The sequence below is a fragment of the Streptomyces sp. NPDC000941 genome (assembly GCF_053599555.1).
Map to the genome: position 1 here is coordinate 43,106 of NZ_JBSFMM010000045.1, position 16,023 is coordinate 59,128.

Below are 16,023 nucleotides of genomic sequence, written 5' to 3' on the forward strand. Positions count from 1 at the left end.
GTTCCTCAGGCAGTTCCTGGTTCCTCAGGCAGCCAGGTCCTTGTTGCGGCGCTCGCTGCCGCTGCCACTGCCGCTGCCACTGCCCGAGGAGCGGGACCCGGGGAACTCCGGCACGTCCTCCTCCGCGGCCTCCCCGGCCGCGGGGGCGGTGCCCACCCGCACCAGCCAGCCCGCCCGCGAGCCCGCGATGGCGGTCGTCAGCGGGGTCAGCAGCATCATCGCGAGGGGGGCAAGCAGCAGCGCGACCGCCGTGCCGAGCGCGAACCCGCCGATGACGTCCGTCGGGTAGTGCACGCCCATATAGACGCGGCAGAACCCTTCGAGCAGCGCCAGGCCGATCGCGGCGGCTCCATAGGTCCGGCTGGCCATGAACACGCCGACGGCGATCGCCATGGTCAGCGTCGCGTGGTCGCTGACGAACGAGAAGTCGGTCTTGCCCGCCACCAGGACGTCAAGACCCTGATGGTCCTTGAAGGGCCGGGGCCGCTCCACGAACTCCCGGATCGGGATGTTGGCGAGCAGCGCGAGACCGGCGGCCAGCGGCGCCCAGATCAGCCCGGCGACGGCGGACGGCGCGTCCTGCGCCCGCTTGCGCACGCTCCACCAGGCGCCGAGCAGGACCAGGACCAGCCCGATGATGATCCCGTACTCGCCGACGAACTCCATGACGCGGTCGAACCAGTGGGGAGCGTCCTTGGCGAGTCCATTGATGTCGTAGAGCAGGCTGACATCAGGGTTCGACCCGTCCAGTGCGAGTCCAGCCATGTGCCGTGGCCCCTTATCTCTTGCCTGTCGCTACATGCGGCTGCCGGCCCCCGTTGGTGAACGCGATCGATGCCGATGGTGTCCGCTGCCGATCCACTTCCAGGAAACGCCCACAACGAGCGGGGCGTTCCGCTGTCTACCCAACGATCACCAGGACGTTATCGAAGGGTGACCCATCGTCGCAGTTCAGCGCGGAGACTTTATGCGGGGTTCGCCGTCGGCAACGCTTTTGCGCCATCTTTGGTCACCCGCGTCGCACCGATGTAGTCCGGCGTGTCGATCTTGTCGAACCGGATCACGGCCCCAGTGTACGGGGCGTTGATCATCTGCCCGCCCCCGACGTAGATCCCGACGTGGTGGATGGATCTCGGATCGTTGAGGTCGTACGCGAAGAAGACCAGGTCGCCCGGGAGCAGCTCATCCCTCTTGGGGTGCGGCCCCGCGTTCCACTGATCGTTGGCGACACGCGGCAGGTCGATGCCGACGGTCTTGTACGCCGCCTTCGTCAGCCCGGAGCAGTCGAACCGCCCGTCGTCCTCCGGGGTCCCGTTACCGCCCCATAGATACGGCTTGCCGAGCTGCTTCTGCGCGAAGTAGATCGCCGCAGCCGACTGCTGCGAGGGCCGCACCTTCTGGACGGGCGCCGCGAAGCTCTTGGCCAGGGTGGTGATGGTCTTCACATAGTTCTGGGTCTCGCGGTAGGGCGGCACGCCGGAGTACTTGATCACCGCGTACGCGCCCGCGTTGTAGGAGGCCAGCATGTTGTGCGTCAGATCGCCCGGGACATCCTCGACATACTTCGCGAGCGAGCAGTCGTACGCGGCCGCCGACGGGATCGCGTCCTGCGGGTCCCAGATGTCCCGGTCCCCGTCCTTGTCGCCGTCCACACCATGGCTGGCCCAGGTGCCCGGGATGAACTGCGCGATCCCCTTGGCGTTCGCCGGGCTCTCCGCCTTCGGGTTCCAGCCACTCTCCTGATAGAGCTGCGCGGCGAGCAGGGCGGGGTTTATCGCGGGGCACAGATTCCCCCACTTCTGGACCAGCGGCTGATACGCGGCGGGGACGGCACCTCTGGCCAGCCCGACCGTCGTACCGCTGTTACCGCCCGCGAGGTCCGCGGCGACCATGTACGTACCGACGACGAGGAGCGCGACGAAGGAGAAGGAGATCCCGAGACCGACACTGACGCCCAGCCAGACCTTACGCACCCGCCCATCCTCCCCCATCTGCCCGCCATACGAACGCGTTTCCGCACGTACGGCGAAATTCCGCCGCCCGCCAGCCGAAACCATACGGGCGCGGCGAGGCCGCCGCACCGTATGCCCCGGCTCCCCCCACCTCTGCGCCCCGCCCCTGCCCCCGACAGGCGTCTATATGCGGCTCCGCCGCGTGGCCGACCCCGCCCCCAGGCCGCCTCCCGTGCGGACGCGAAGCGCGTAAAGTCCGGCGCGTCCGGACACCTCACACTCCTTTCTCACACTCCCTTCTCACACCCCATTTAGGACCATGCGATGACACAGCTCGACCTCGACTGGCAGCGGGCCACGACCCCGGAGGACGGGGAGCAGGAGGCCTACCTGGAGGTGGCCGCGGGCCCCGATGGCCGGATCTACATGCGCGAGAGCAACGACCCCGACAACATCGTGGTGACGACCCAGGCGAAGTGGGAGGCGTTCATCAAGGGGGTCAAGGCCGGCGAGTTCGACGACTTCGCAGAGGAGTGAGCGGGGGAGTGAGCGGAGGGGTGAGCCGCGGGGCTCGCCGAGCTCCGGCCCCCGCCACTGATCGTTGCCCAGCGCCCATGTGCGTGATACACACAGTGATCAGAGAACCCTAGGTTGACGCTTTTGTACGCCAGTCAGGTCATCGTGGCCCACAACACGTACGAGATCCGCCAAGAAATGCCGCCAAGTCGACATGCGGAAGCGGAATCGTCAGCGAAGATAGAGCCTGGCATGTGCCAGCCGCGCGGCGGCACACAACTACCCACAAGGGGCGGTGACTTCTCATGTTCCTAGCAGCCGACAAGGGCGACATCGACACCATCATCGGCGGAATCGCCCCAGACTGGGGCCCGTTCGGCGACCTGGGCAGCGAGGCCCGCGTCATGATCGAGGTGGTCATGGCCGTAGCCCTGCTGCTCTGCTTCGGCATCGCCATCTGGGGCGCGGCCAAGCAGCGGATCGGCGCGACCGCGCTGCGCGACACCTTCAGCGCCGAACAGGGCAAGGGTCTGATCGTCGCCGGACTGACCGGTGTGTTCATCATCGGTTCACTGGGCACAGTCTTCACGATCGTGTACGGCATGGCCGTCTAGCGCACCACCCGCTCACCCAGCCGACCCCCCACGCGCGGCGCACCCCCGTTCCCCAAGCCTCCGCCCCCGAGCCCCCCACCGGTCCACCTCCCCCACTGAGGCTGCTTCCTGATGCCCGCATCGCCCCTTGAGGTCGTGTCAGCTTGATGTCCACTCACACCGCCCCGCCCCAGCGTCAGTCCGCGCCGCTACCGTCGTATAGGGGCAGGGCTGTCTCGGTTGACAGGGTTGACACAGTTGACACGGTTGACACGTTTGAAGGGGCGTAGGTGCGATGAGTCTGGGCGGCGATGACGGATACGGCGGGGACTACGGCCAGGACCCGAACCGTACGGGCGGCGTGCCCCCCAGAGGCCACCTGACGCGCACCCGCCTCCCCGAAGGCGACGACGACCCCTTCGCCCCACCCCGCCGAGGCACCACCCGCCCCGGCAAGCCCAGCCGCAACCTGGTCACCGTGGTGGGCGTCGTCGTGCTCCTCATCGCGGCCATCGCCTTCGCCAACCGCGGCGGCGACAAGACCTCCTCGGACAGCGACACCAACCACGACTCCTCCGGCACCAGCGCGAAGAGCCAGACGACAGCCCCGACGGGGCAGCGACCGGTGAAGGGGAAGGACGCGGCTACGGGGATCGCGTCGGGGTTCGCGAAGACGGAGCAGGGGGCGCAGAGTGCGGCGGCGAATTACGCGGTGGCGCTGGGGTCGGCTGACATGCTCAACCGGGAACGCCGCCACGGGATCGTGACTCAGGCCTTCACCAGCGCGGCGGCAGGGCCGCTGCAGACCAAGCTCGACAAGGCCTACTCGACCGAAACTCTCCGGAAAATCGGCCTCGATGCCAACGGCAAGGCCGCAGACGGCATGACCTACATCTCTCGGACCGTGCCCGTCGGCACCAAGATCACAAAGTACGCGGCTGACACCGCGACCGTTGCCGTCTGGTGCACGGGCGTGTTCGGCACGGCAGGAGAAGGCTCGACGAACCCGGTCACCAACGACTGGATCACCATGACGCTCAAGCTGCGCTGGGCGGACAACGACTGGAAGGTCGAGAGCTTCTCGCAACAAGACGGCCCAGCGCCCGTCAACCGTGACCGCACCGCGTCCACAGCCGATGAGATCGCCAAGGCAGTCGAGGAGTACGGAGGGTTTACCTATGCCCGTTAGCCCACGCCGCCATGCCCTCGCGGTCACCGGTGCCCTGGCGGCCATGCAGGCAGCAGCCGTGCTCCTGGCCACACGTGCCGTCGCTGCACCTGATCCGACGCCGAGCCCGTCTGGCAGCGCGAAAGACGACTGCGACCAACTCCTCGGTCAGGTCAGGGACCAATGTCAAAGCGGAGGCAGCGGCGGCTCGAGCGGCGGTCCGCCCGACCCCACCTCCCCCCTCGACCCCGCCGCCTCCCTCGCCCGCGGCTGCGCCAACGCCGCCTCCTGGCTCGTCGGCAAACTCTCCGACCTGGTCAAAGAGACCGCGACCGTCGACTTCACCAATGAGGCATTCCTCCGCCAGTACGCCGTCGTCTTCGCCGCCTCGACCGTTCTCACCCTCATCCTCTGGCTGCTCGCCGTCGCCAAGCGCGCCATCCGCGGAGCGCCGCTCGGTGAGGCGCTGTCCGAGGCCATAGGTTTCCTGTGGCTGACGGTCCTGGCCTCCGCCTTCACGCCGCTCATCCTCTATACGGTCGTCACGGCGACCGACGCCGTCACCCAGGCCATCGCCTCGGGCACAGGTGCGGACAATGACACCTTCTTCAGCTCGTTCGCCCAGGCCCTGAAGAGAGACGAGGACATCGGCGGCGGGCCGATCATGCTCATCGTCGTATCGCTGGTGACCATCCTCGCCGCGGGCGTGCTCTGCCTCGAGCTCGTCATCCGGGCCGCCCTTCTCTACGTCGGCGCGCTGCTGGGCACCGCCGTCTACTCGGGCCTGGTCGACAAGAACATGTGGGGGCATGTGCGCCGCTGGGCGGGGATCATGATCGCGGTGATTCTCGTCAAGCCGGTGGTGGTGATAGTGCTCGCCCTGGCCGGGGCGCTGTCGGCGTCCGACAAGGGACCTGACGCCTTCTCGGCCGTCGTCTCCGGCCTCGCGATCATCGTCCTCGCCATCTTCGCGAGCGCGATGATCTACCGCTTCGTGCCCGGCTTCGGCGACGAGATCGTCAAGGCCCGCAGCGCCAGCGCGGACCCGGCGTCCCGCCAGGCCGCCGCGATCATCAGCTCCCCGGCCGCCCTGGTGAAGCAGGGCATCAACACCCACAGCGCCCGCGGAGGCGACGGCGGCGGGGGCGGCTCGACCGGCCCCGCGCAGGCGAAGCCCGCCAACCCGGTCTCCGGCGGCGTCGCCGCGCACAGCTCCCGCGGCAGTGGCCAAGGCGGCGGAGGCGGCGGAGGCGGCGTCGCGCGCCCCAGCAGCGGCGGGGGCGGGGGCGGCGGAGCCGCCTCCGCGGCCCGCGCACAGAACCGCGGTTCCAGCAACAACCCCGGAGGTGACCGGCGGTGACGATCGAGGTCCAGGCTCCCATCGCGCCTCGCCGCACATATCTGATCGGGCGCCCCCGCCCCAGCGCGATTGTCGGCAAGAACCGCGAGACCGGCGAGATCGCGTTGATCATCGGGGGTGCGTTCATCGGAATGATGTGCGGACTGCTGGTCCCCGTGCTGACGCTGCGCATCGGCGCCCTGGTGGGCTTCCCGACGCTCGCGCTGGCCGCCGTCTACGTCCCGTACAACGGCCGCACGTTCTACAAGTGGTTCGAGGTCAACCGCTCCTACAAGCGCATCGTGCGCAACAACGCCACCTACCGTTCCGCCACCGCCGAGGCCGGCACCCGCTTCGACGGCCGTGAGGTCGAGGTCGGCCCGCCGCCCGGTATCGGCCGGATCAACTGGCTGGCGGCCCCGTTCGGGCCGGACGAGATCGCGGTGCTCCTGCACGCCGACCGCCGCACCGTCACCGCCGCCATCGAGATCGAGGGCCCGGGCGTCGGGCTGCGGGACAGCGAGGACCAGGAGGCGCTGGTCGACCGGTTCGGCACGCTGCTCAAGCACGTGGCCAACGGCGACGGCTTCGTGACCCGCATCCAGATGCTGGCCCGCACCCTCCCCGCCGACCCCGACGCACACGCCAAGGACGTGGAGCGGCGCGGCGACGGGGACGCCCCCTTCTGGCTCAAGGACTCCTACGAGCAGCTCCAGTCGATGGTCTCCACCTCCTCCGAGCAGCACCGCGCCTACCTGGTCGCCTGTATGCACTACACCCGCGATCTGGCGGCCGAGGCCCAGGCCATCGCGCGCGCCACCCGCCACAGCGCCGGCGGCCGCAAGCTCGACAAGGACGCGGGCCTGGCCGTGGTCATGGCGCGCGAGCTGACCGACATCTGCGCCCGGCTCGCCGAGGCCGACATCCGGGTGCGCCAGCCGCTCGGCCAGGGGCGGCTGGCCTCGCTGATCCACTCCATGTACGACCCGGACCACCCCATCGACCACATCCAGGCCATGACCCAGCGGAACGCCTGGCCGGCCGAGCTGGACGCGATGGAGCCCACGTACCTGCAAGCCAAGACCCGCGAGTCGAGCACCCGCGAGCCCTGGTGCCACTCCACGGCCTGGGTGAAGGAGTGGCCGATGACCCCGGTCGGGGTCAACTTCCTCGCCCCGCTCCTGGTCCACACCCCCGATGTCATCCGTACGGTCGCCGTCTGCATGGACCTGGAGCCGACCGAGATCGCGATCGAGCGGATGCTGACGGAGAAGACCAACGACGAGGCGGAGGCCAGCCGCGCCGCCAAGATGAACCGCACCGTGGACCCGCGCGATATCGCCGCGCACGGACGGCTCGACCAGCGCGGCGAGGATCTGGCGAGCGGCGCCGCGGGCGTCAACCTCGTCGGCTACATCACCGTCTCCTCCCGCTCCCCCGAGGCGCTCGCCCGCGACAAGCGGACCATCAGAGCCTCGGCGGGCAAGAGCTATCTCAAGCTCGAGTGGTGCGACCGCGAGCACCACCGTGCCTTTGTGAACACACTGCCGTTCGCGACCGGCATCCGGCGATAGAGCGATAGCGCGAGTGCGATAGCGCGATAGAGACGACTGGGACGATAGGGGCTCTGCCGTGGCCGATCCGATTGGCGCCATCACCGAGACGTTCACCAGCTTCCTGTTCGGGAAGGTGGAGACGACCCGGATGCCGGTCCGCACGTCCACGGGGCAGGCACAGGCCGTCTATCTGCCCACCGCCGCACCGGGCCTGGGCGACTCGGGCGTGATCATCGGCCGCGAGGTGTACTCCGGCAAGGGGTACATCTACGACCCGTTCCAGCTGTACGGACAGCAGCTGCCCGCCCCGCACTGGCTGGTGCTCGGCGAGTCCGGAAACGGCAAGTCGGCCCTGGAGAAGACCTACGTCCTGCGGCAGCTGCGGTTCCGCGACCGCCAGGTCGTGGTGCTCGACGCCCAGGGCGAGGACGGCGTCGGCGAGTGGAACCTGATCGCCGAGGAGCTGGGCATCACCCCCATCCGGCTCGACCCGATGGCCGCCCTCGACGGCCTTATCCGCCTCAACCCCCTGGACCCCGCGATCACCACGACGGGGCAGCTCGCCCTGCTCCGTACGATCATCGAGGTCGCGATGGGCCACGGGCTCGACGAGCGCTCCGGATTCGCCCTCAAGGTCGCCCACGCGTACGTCAACCAGACCATCGTCGAGCGCCAGCCGGTGCTGACCGACATCGTCGAGCAGCTGCGCCACCCCGAGGCGGACTCGGCGGAGGCCATGAACGTCGACATAGACGACGTACGGGCCTGGGGCCTGGACGTCGCCCTGGTGCTCGACCGGCTCGTGGACGGCGACCTGCGCGGCATGTTCGACGGCCCGACGACCGCGGGCATCGACCTGAGCGCACCCCTCATCGTCTTCGACCTGTCCCACATCGACCGCAACTCGATCGCCATGCCCATCCTCATGGCGATCGTCGGCGTATGGCTGGAGCACACCTGGATCCGGCCGGACCGCAAGAAGCGCATCTTCCTCGTCGAAGAGGCCTGGCACATCATCAACTCGCCCTTCGTCGCCCAGCTCTTCCAGCGGCTGCTCAAGTTCGGGCGCCGCCTCGGCCTGTCCTTCGTCGCCGTCGTCCACCACCTGTCCGACGTGGTCGACGGCGCGGCCGCGCGCGAGGCCGCGGCGATACTCAAGATGGCGTCGACCCGGACCATCTACGCCCAGAAGGCCGACGAGGCCCGGGCCACGGGACGGGTGCTGGGCCTGCCGCGCTGGGCGGTCGAGATCATCCCGACCCTGTCGCCGGGCATCGCCGTCTGGGACGTCAACGGCAATGTCCAGGTCGTCAAGCACCTGATCACCGAGGCCGAGCGGCCGCTCGTCTACACCGACCGCGCCATGACGGAGGACGCGCTGGCCGTCCAGCTGGCGGCCGAAGCCGAAGCGGAGGCCGAGGAGCGGGCCGCCATGGCGGTGGAGCAGCAGCTCGCCCACGAGGCCGCCGAGGCTGACCCGTACGGCGGGCCCTCGTACGGGTCGACGGTGGCCTGACATGGCGGCGGGGCGGGCCCAGCGAGGTCAGGGAGGTCAGGGCGGCCACGGCGGGGCAGGAGAGCCGGGCAGACCCCCGGCCGCCGCACAGGGCGGCATTCCGGACGGGCTGCTGATCGGCTCCATGCTCTTCCTGCTGGGGCTGACGGGGCTGGTGTGGACCGCGACCGGGCTGGCCGGGCTCTTCGCCCACGGCGCCTGGCCGGACGGCGTGCGCTTCCTCCGTACGCCCCTGGCCATGCGCGCGCTCGCCCAGGAACCCCACAACCTCGCCGCGGCATGGCCCGACACGCCGAAGGAGCAGCTGTCGGGATACGGGCTGTTCTGGGGCCTGTTCATCAGCGAGCTGATGGTGCTGATCGTGCTGACGGTGTTCGTCATCGGCACGTTCACCCGCTACCGCGCCGTACGCGCCCAGCGCCGCGCGGACCGCCAGGAGGCCGCCGCCGCCGGGCGACAGGCCGCGGAAGCAGCGGAAGGACACGAGTACGTCCCCAGGGCGGGCACTGCCGACGGGCCAGGGGGACTGGGAGCGCCGGGGGGACCGGGGAGCCCGGGAAGACCGGGGCAGGACGCCGCGGCCCTCGGAGCGGCGGCGGGCTCGCCGCAACACGGCCTGCCGGGCACACCGGGCGCGCTGCCCACGGGCGCCGCGGCGTACGCGTACGGCGCCCCCGGCCCCGAAGCGGGTGCCCCAGCGGGCTCCTCGGCGACCTGGAACGCCACGCACGGCCGAGTCCCGGACCATACCGCTGATACGCGCCATGGTGCCGATACGGTCCAGGCCGCACAGCGAGGCGTCGGCGCCGCCGCGCCCCACCACGTCGCCGAGCAGCGGGCAGACGTATGGGCCGGCACGGGTGCGGAGCCGCCCGCCGAACCCACAGCGGCATCGGCTCAGCCGGTGCCGACCCCGCGCGGTGGCCAGGGCGGCGGCCCGGGCGGCGGCCCGGGGTTCCCCGGGGCCGAGGTGACGCACTCCCGCGTCCTCTACGGCTCGCAGCGCGGCGACGCCGCGTCCCAGGCCGTCCTGGATGCCGACGGCCCGGTCCTGGTCGTCACCAGCGACGCCGCGCTGTGGACGACGACCAAGGACGCGCGCGCGAAGTTCGGCCCCACTCATGTCTTCGACCCGTCCCACCTCCTCGACACCCCGGCCCGGCTGCGCTGGAACCCCGCCGCGGGCTGTGAGTCCCGCGATGCCGCGGCCGCCCGGGCCACCGCGCTCCTCGCTTCCGTACGCCCCCTGCACGCCGTGGACCGGCCCATGGCGGAGGCCGCGGAGACCATGCTCCGCTGCTGGCTGCACGCGGCCGCGGTGGACGGCCGCCCGTTCCGCCAGGTGCACCGCTGGGCGCAGGGCAACTCGGCGCATGAGCCGGTACGGATCCTGCGGACCCATGCGAAGGCGGCGGGGGGCGCGGCCGGCGAGCTGGAGGCCATGCTCACCGCGCACCCCGAACGCCGGGACATGGCCCAGGAACTGACGGCCCGTGCGCTTGCCGCGCTGTCCTCGATCCACATCAGGGACGCCTGCAACCCCGGCCGTTCCGACACCCTCGCGTTGGAGTCATTCATCGGCGAAGGGGGAACGCTGTATGTGATGGGCGAATCCATTGAGGATCCGCGGACCCATCCGGGTGCGATGCCCTTGTTGACCGCACTCGCCTCATACGTGGTCGAGCACGGCCGGCGCATGGCCGAACGGTCATCCTCCGGTCGGCTCGACCCACCACTCACCCTCGTCCTGGACGATGTCGCGGCCGTGGCCCCGCTGCCCCAGCTGCCGGACCTGCTGCCCCAGGGCGCGGCACAGGGCCTGCCCACCCTGGCGCTGATGCGCTCCCAGGAGCAGGCCCGCGCACGCTGGCCGCACCGCACCCTGACCGGCTGAGGGCTGAGGGCATACGCGGCCATGTCGTCGTCGACGACGACGACGAGCTACGTGTCGCGTACGCGCAGCAGCAGGCCGCCGGCCAAGAGCGCCGCGGCGGCCCATCCGGCGGTGACGGCGAGACCGGCCCAGGGGCCGATGGGCAGGCTGCGGACGTCGGTGGTGGCCTGGATGGCGAGCCCGGCGCTCATCGGCCCGATCCGCTGGAGCAGGCGCTGCCAGTGCGGATTGCCGATCATCTGGGAGAGGACGGGGACCAGGTAGAGCAGGCCGAGGACGATCCCGATACTGGCCGCGGAGTCCCGCACGACGGTGGCGACGCCGAGGCTGAGCAGGGCGATCAGGGTCAGGTAGAGGATCGACCCGAGGGCGGCTCGCAGCGTGGGCCCGTCGGTCAGGGACAGGGGCGGGTGGCCGCGGGTGGTCGTGAAGGCATGGCCGGGCAGGAGGAGCCGACCGGCCACCAGCGACCCCAGCACCGCGATGGTCCCGGCCGCGGCCACGACCCCGGTGAGGGTGACGGCTTTGGCCGCGAGGACGGTGGCCCGATGCGGTGTCGCCGCCAGGGTGGTGCGGATCATGCCGGTGCCGTACTCGCCTGCGATGACCAGGACGGCCAGGATGACGACCAGCGCCTGGCCCAGCTGGACGCCGATGAGGCTGAGCCTGGTCATATCGCCGCAGTCGGCGGACGCGCAGGTCACCACCGAGGTCGCGGCGGCGCCCAGGGCCACGGTCGCCGCGATCATGCCGAGCAGCAGCCAGAGAGGGCTGGTGACGGTCCGTATCTTCGTCCATTCCGCGTGCAGGGCCGGCAGGGCCGGTCTCATGCGTCCCTCCTGCGGAGAAGGAGGGCGGCTACGGCCAGGCTTGCCACCGCGTAGCCGGCCAGGACGGCGAACCCGGCCCACGGCGCCAGCGGGTAATAGCCGTTGTAGGGCGTGTAATTGCTGGCGACCTGGTGATACCGCACAAGCGTCTGCTGGACGGCGAAGGCCGCGCCCGGGGTCACCCGGGCCAGCCAGTTCGACACGCTCGCGGGGATGAACGGGATGGCGATCAGGATGTAGGGCAGCACGATGGCCACGATGACGGTGGTGACCGCGCCGGCACTGTGCCGGAATATCGTGCCGACGGCCAGGGCCAGGATCGAGGCGGTCGCGAGCAGCGCCGCGGTCCCGAGCTCCACCCGTAGTTCGGCTGAAGACGTCGCCGGGAAGATGTACACGCCGTTGGCCCGGGCGAGCCGCTCGCCGAGCGGAACCGCGACGACCGTTCCCGCCCACCCGGCGACAAAGGTGACGCCCCCCAGCACCAATGCCTTGGCCACCAGCACCCGGCTCCGTCTCGGGCCGGCGGCCAGGGTTACGTGGATCAGGTTCTTCCGGTATTCCGTGGTGGTGAACAGCGCCCCCACGACGATCACCACGATCAGCGCGGCGAACGTGCCGGTGAGGATTTCTCCGAGGGTGCCGCCGGTTGGCAGAGTGTCGCGAACGGCAGGTGCTATGTCGCCGGCGCCGGTCACCGTGAAGCTGCCATCAGAGCCCGCTCCCGTGAACGAACCCGATGTGTTCTTCGGGTAGCCGGAGAAGCTGGGGGATCCGGGTCCCACCTGGTCACCTGTCCAGTTGCCACCGGCCGCCCAGCGCCCCTGGACACGGAGATCCCCGAAGACGGCCGTGGACACACTGCCGCGCGTGCCCATGCCATCCGCGGAAGGCGGCGAGGCGACGAACAGCCCGCCTTGCGCGGTCGGTCCGAGCCCGCTGACGTGCACGGTGCCCACCCTGGTCCAGTGCGTGCCGTCGGCGGACGCATAGCCGGTGACCGCCTCGCCCGAACGGTCCAGCCGCAGCCAGCGGACGGACTCGGCGGAGACGGGGCCGGGGAGGCCGGGCTTGTCGTTGACGTAGCTGTCCTGCATCCGTACGCCGTGGCTGCCGGTGACCATGATCGCCGCGTAGGGCGATCCCTGGCGGGTGCTCTCCTTGATGATGAGCCCGGCCTTCGCCCACGGCACGATGCCGGGCCGCAGGTCACCGGGGCGCTTGGGGACGCTGCTCCTGAGCGCGGAAACGGAGACAGTGATGCTGCCGTTTCCCGCCAGCGGCTGGTGCACGAAGTAGAAGCTGTCCGTGACCGGCTCACCGCCCGGTCCGATCGGAACGGGCGGTGAGCCCTTCTGATCGCTGCTGACCCCGGCGAGCAGGGCGAACAGCACCACCATCAGTGCTGCCACCACCACGCCGGTCACCCAGCCCAGGACCGTCCGGAACTTGGTCCACTCCGCGTGCAGCAACCGCACGAAGCCGTCCCGCCCGGCCCGCAGGCCGGAGGACCGGTACGGCGTCACGGTGGGGGTCACCGCGAGACCTCCGGGGGCGTCGCGGCGCGGAACTCGACCGCGTCCCGGGTGAGTTCCAGGTAGACGTCCTCAAGGGTGGCGCGGTGCGCCGATACCTCGGAGAACGGCACCGCGCTCTCGCCGAGCAGCATCACGATCCGGTCCGCGGGCAGGCCGGAGACCGTGATGCTGTCACGGTCGGTGGCCGCCACGGTCGCGCCGGCATGCCTGAGCACCGTCATCGCCTGTGTCCCGGCCGTGGTCCGCAGGGCCACCCGGTTCCCGGACGCGGCCGCGATCAGCTCGGCCACGCCCGCGTCGGCGATGGCCTTGCCGCGCCCGACCACGACGAGATGATCGGCCGTGTCCTGCACCTCGCCCATCAGATGGCTGGAGACCAGCACGGCGCGCCCCTGAGCGGCCAGCGACCGCAGGAAGCCGCGCATCCAGATGATGCCGTCTGGGTCCATGCCGTTGAACGGCTCATCGAGCATGACGATCGGCGGGTCGCCCAGCAGGGCCGCGGCGATCCCGAGCCGCTGCCGCATGCCGAGCGAGTAGCCGCCGGCCTTGCGCCGGGCCGCCGAGACCAAGCCGACCTGCTCGATCACCTGGTCCACCCGCCGCGCGGCCAGGCCCTGCGAATGCGCCAGCCACAGCAGGTGGTTACGCCCGCTGCGGCTGGGGTGCAGTGCCGCCGCGTCCAGCAGTGAACCGACATGGTTCAGCGGATGCCGAAGACGGTGGTACGGCTTCCCCTCGATGAGCGCGGTGCCCGCCTCAACCGCGTCCAGGCCGAGGATCACCCGCATCGTGGTGGACTTCCCGGCCCCGTTCGGCCCCAAGAAGCCGGTCACCAGCCCCGGTCGGACGGTGAAGGACATGCCGTCGAGGGCCAGGGTCGCCCCGTACCGCTTGCGCAGTCCGGCGACGACGATCCCTGGGGCGCTGATACCTGGGGCGCTCACCGCGGCGAGCTCATGGTTCGAAATCGACTCATGCCGACGGTTGTACGCGGCACCCGGTTCCGGCCCGGTCGCAGCGGCTGCGACCCGGCTGCGACCTGGCTGCAACCGGGGATCTGGCATCGTCGAGGCATGGCATCTCGACCCGGCGGCCGGTTCGGCGGCCCTGTTCGCCCTGTTCGCGCTCTCCGCCCTGTCCGCCCTGTTCGGACGACGACCTGCGGTGAGTGGCGGTGAGGGTCCTCGTCGCCGAGGACTTCGAAATCCTCGCCCGCTCCATCGGAACCGGACTGCGTCGCGAGGGCATGGCCGTCGACGTCGTCCTGGACGGAACCGCCGCCCTCGACCGCCTGGCCGTCACCCGCTACGAGGTGGTGATCCTCGACCGCGACCTACCCGGCGTCCACGGGGACGAGATCTGCCGACAACTCGCCCACGGCCGCTGCGAGACCCGCGTACTGATGCTCACCGCCTCCGACACGATCGAGGACCGTGTCGACGGGCTCAGCCTCGGCGCCGACGACTACCTGCCCAAGCCCTTCGCGTTCGCCGAACTGGTCGCCCGCGTCCGTGCGCTGGCCCGCCGCGCCACCCCGCCGCTACCGCCCACCCTGGCCTGCGGGGACATCACCCTCGATCCGGCCCGCCGCACCGCGTTCCGGGCCGGCCGGCGCCTTGAGCTGAGCCCCAAGGAGTTCGCCCTCCTCGAATGCCTGCTCGCCACACCCGACCTGGTCATCTCCGCCGAGGAGTTGCTGGAACGCGTCTGGGACGAGGCCGCCGACCCGTTCAGCAGCGCCGTCAAGCACACCATGCACCGGTTGCGGGCCAAGCTCGGTGAACCGCCGGTGATCGAGACCATCCGCGAAGGCGGCTACCGAATCGGATCGTCATGACCTCCCCTCAGCAGCTAGCCAGGAGGCCCTTGCAGAGGCGGCTCGCGCTCGCCTACGCGGCAGGCGTCTACGCCGCCGGGGTCTTCGTGCTCGTATGCGTCGCCGTCCCGCTCGCCGGCGTCCAGTCGACCAAGCCCAAAGACCACCCGTCATCGGGTGCGATCACCGGAACCGGCAACGGGATCAGCCTGCCCCAACTCCTCACGGGCTCCGCCGTGGCCCTGGTCATTCTGATTCCCGTCGCCCTGGCTCTCGGCTGGTTCGTCGCCGGCCGCTTCCTGCATCCGCTGCGCGCCATCACCGCCACCGCCAAAATCATCTCCGCCGGCGACCTCCACCGGCGCCTCGACCTCGGCGAGCCCACGGACGAACTGACCGAGCTCGGCCACACCCTCGACGACCTGTTCGCCCGCCTTCAAGCCTCCTTCGACGCCCAACGCCACTTCGTCGCCAACGCCTCCCATGAGCTGCGCACCCCCCTCGCCGGCCTGCGCACCCTCCTCGAAGTCGCCCTCGCCGACCCCGACGCCGACGCCGACACGCTGCGCTCTGCCTGCCAAGAAGCCCTCGCCCTCGGCGGACACCAAGAACGGCTCGTCAAGGCACTGCTCGCCCTCGCCACCAGCGAGCGCGGAATCTCCCGCCGGGACACCCTCGACCTCGCCCATATCGTCGAAGGAGTGCTCGCCTCTCGCCGCGGCCAGGCAACAGAGAGAGGCATTGACCTGGCCGAACATCTGACGCCCGCAGTGACGGCAGGGGACCCGAGGCTGATCGAAAGCCTCGTCGCCAACCTCATCGACAACGCCATCCGCCACAACCACCCGGACGGGCACGTAAAGATCACCACTCAGACCTCCGGCACGCAGGTGACCCTTACGATCACCAACAGCGGGCCGGCCATCCCCAACGACCAGGTCCAGCGCCTCTTTCAGCCCTTCCAGAAGCTGGCGCCCGACCGTAACGGCCGCCGCGACGGCTACGGTCTCGGCCTCGCCATCGTCAACGCCGTCACCCAAGCTCACCACGCCACTCTCACCACCAGCACACGGCCCGAAGGCGGCCTGTCCATCGCCGTACGGTTCGCGCACGCATCGCTGGTTTCAGCCTGACGGGTTGAAGATTGAGCCCAACGCAAAAATGCCTCGGTCCTGGGTATCTTTCGATACCCAGAACCGAGGCTAAAAATTGTTCGGCGGTGTCCTACTCTCCCACAGGGTCCCCCCTGCAGTACCATCGGCGCTGAAAGGCTTAGCTTCCGGGTTCGGAATGTAACCGGGC

At 70.2% G+C, this 16,023-nt stretch carries 14 protein-coding genes and 1 rRNA gene; 9 read left to right on the plus strand and 6 right to left on the minus strand.

Translation table 11 applies throughout. The features are described from left to right. Nucleotides 1–24: 24 nt before the first annotated feature. Both ACWDSL_RS17115 and ACWDSL_RS17120 read right to left on the minus strand, forming a co-directional pair. On the minus strand, nt 25–765 hold the full coding sequence (locus ACWDSL_RS17115) for a phosphatase PAP2 family protein (RefSeq protein ID WP_450486097.1): 741 nt from the start codon (nt 763–765) through the stop codon (nt 25–27). 200 nt (nt 766–965) lie between these two features. Beyond that, nucleotides 966–1,973 carry a C40 family peptidase gene (locus tag ACWDSL_RS17120; RefSeq protein ID WP_089512522.1) on the minus strand — a complete coding sequence of 336 codons (1,008 nt, stop codon included), beginning with the start codon at nt 1,971–1,973 and terminating at the stop codon, nt 966–968. A gap of 303 nt (nt 1,974–2,276) precedes the next feature. On the opposite strand from ACWDSL_RS17120, the gene ACWDSL_RS17125 reads away from it, so the two are divergent. The 7 genes from ACWDSL_RS17125 to ACWDSL_RS17155 all read left to right on the plus strand — a co-directional run bounded on the left by ACWDSL_RS17125 (nt 2,277) and on the right by ACWDSL_RS17155 (nt 10,534). Continuing rightward, entirely contained in the window at nt 2,277–2,489 is a 213-nt protein-coding gene (locus tag ACWDSL_RS17125) for a DUF397 domain-containing protein (RefSeq protein ID WP_450486100.1), read from the plus strand. Between the two features lie 284 nt (nt 2,490–2,773). Continuing rightward, nucleotides 2,774–3,082: a hypothetical protein gene (locus ACWDSL_RS17130; protein WP_089512523.1), complete on the plus strand. Its 309-nt coding sequence runs from the start codon at nt 2,774–2,776 to the stop codon at nt 3,080–3,082. Nucleotides 3,083–3,356: 274 nt separating this feature from the next. Next, nucleotides 3,357–4,250: a hypothetical protein gene (locus ACWDSL_RS17135; protein ID WP_450486102.1), complete on the plus strand. Its 894-nt coding sequence runs from the start codon at nt 3,357–3,359 to the stop codon at nt 4,248–4,250. Next, the gene (locus ACWDSL_RS17140) at nt 4,240–5,589 is read left to right on the plus strand and encodes a hypothetical protein (protein ID WP_450486104.1); all 1,350 of its coding nucleotides are present in this window, start codon (nt 4,240–4,242) and stop codon (nt 5,587–5,589) included. Before ACWDSL_RS17135 ends, ACWDSL_RS17140 begins: the two co-directional genes overlap by 11 nt. Next, a complete protein-coding gene (locus tag ACWDSL_RS17145) occupies nt 5,586–7,142 on the plus strand; it encodes an SCO6880 family protein (RefSeq protein ID WP_450486106.1) in 1,557 nt (518 codons plus the stop codon). The genes ACWDSL_RS17140 and ACWDSL_RS17145 overlap by 4 nt, the downstream gene beginning before the upstream one ends. 58 nt (nt 7,143–7,200) lie before the next feature. Beyond that, entirely contained in the window at nt 7,201–8,640 is a 1,440-nt protein-coding gene (locus ACWDSL_RS17150; protein WP_450486108.1) for an ATP-binding protein, read from the plus strand. A gap of 1 nt (nt 8,641) precedes the next feature. After that, nucleotides 8,642–10,534: a hypothetical protein gene (locus ACWDSL_RS17155; RefSeq protein WP_450486110.1), complete on the plus strand. Its 1,893-nt coding sequence runs from the start codon at nt 8,642–8,644 to the stop codon at nt 10,532–10,534. 47 nt (nt 10,535–10,581) lie between these two features. Here ACWDSL_RS17155 and ACWDSL_RS17160 read toward each other — a convergent pair whose 3' ends face one another. The 3 genes from ACWDSL_RS17160 to ACWDSL_RS17170 are packed head-to-tail and all read right to left on the minus strand — an operon-like array spanning nt 10,582 to nt 13,765. Further along, nucleotides 10,582–11,364 carry an ABC transporter permease gene (locus ACWDSL_RS17160; protein WP_450486112.1) on the minus strand — a complete coding sequence of 261 codons (783 nt, stop codon included), beginning with the start codon at nt 11,362–11,364 and terminating at the stop codon, nt 10,582–10,584. Beyond that, nucleotides 11,361–12,902, minus strand: coding sequence for an ABC transporter permease subunit (locus tag ACWDSL_RS17165; protein ID WP_450486114.1), 1,542 nt, complete (start codon nt 12,900–12,902; stop codon nt 11,361–11,363). The genes ACWDSL_RS17160 and ACWDSL_RS17165 overlap by 4 nt, the downstream gene beginning before the upstream one ends. Next, nucleotides 12,899–13,765, minus strand: coding sequence for an ATP-binding cassette domain-containing protein (locus ACWDSL_RS17170; RefSeq protein WP_450486118.1), 867 nt, complete (start codon nt 13,763–13,765; stop codon nt 12,899–12,901). Before ACWDSL_RS17170 ends, ACWDSL_RS17165 begins: the two co-directional genes overlap by 4 nt. A 314-nt stretch (nt 13,766–14,079) precedes the next feature. Here ACWDSL_RS17170 and ACWDSL_RS17175 point away from each other — a divergent pair, with 314 nt between their 5' ends. Together ACWDSL_RS17175 and ACWDSL_RS17180 are read left to right on the plus strand one after the other, a co-directional pair. Then, nucleotides 14,080–14,742 (plus strand): response regulator transcription factor, encoded by a 663-nt coding sequence (locus ACWDSL_RS17175; protein ID WP_450486120.1) that lies wholly within the window; start codon nt 14,080–14,082, stop codon nt 14,740–14,742. A gap of 29 nt (nt 14,743–14,771) precedes the next feature. Beyond that, entirely contained in the window at nt 14,772–15,854 is a 1,083-nt protein-coding gene (locus tag ACWDSL_RS17180) for a sensor histidine kinase (protein ID WP_450486116.1), read from the plus strand. 78 nt (nt 15,855–15,932) lie between these two features. Here the strand turns inward: ACWDSL_RS17180 and rrf are convergent. Beyond that, a 5S ribosomal RNA gene (gene rrf / locus ACWDSL_RS17185) occupies nt 15,933–16,023 on the minus strand; the annotation flags it as partial.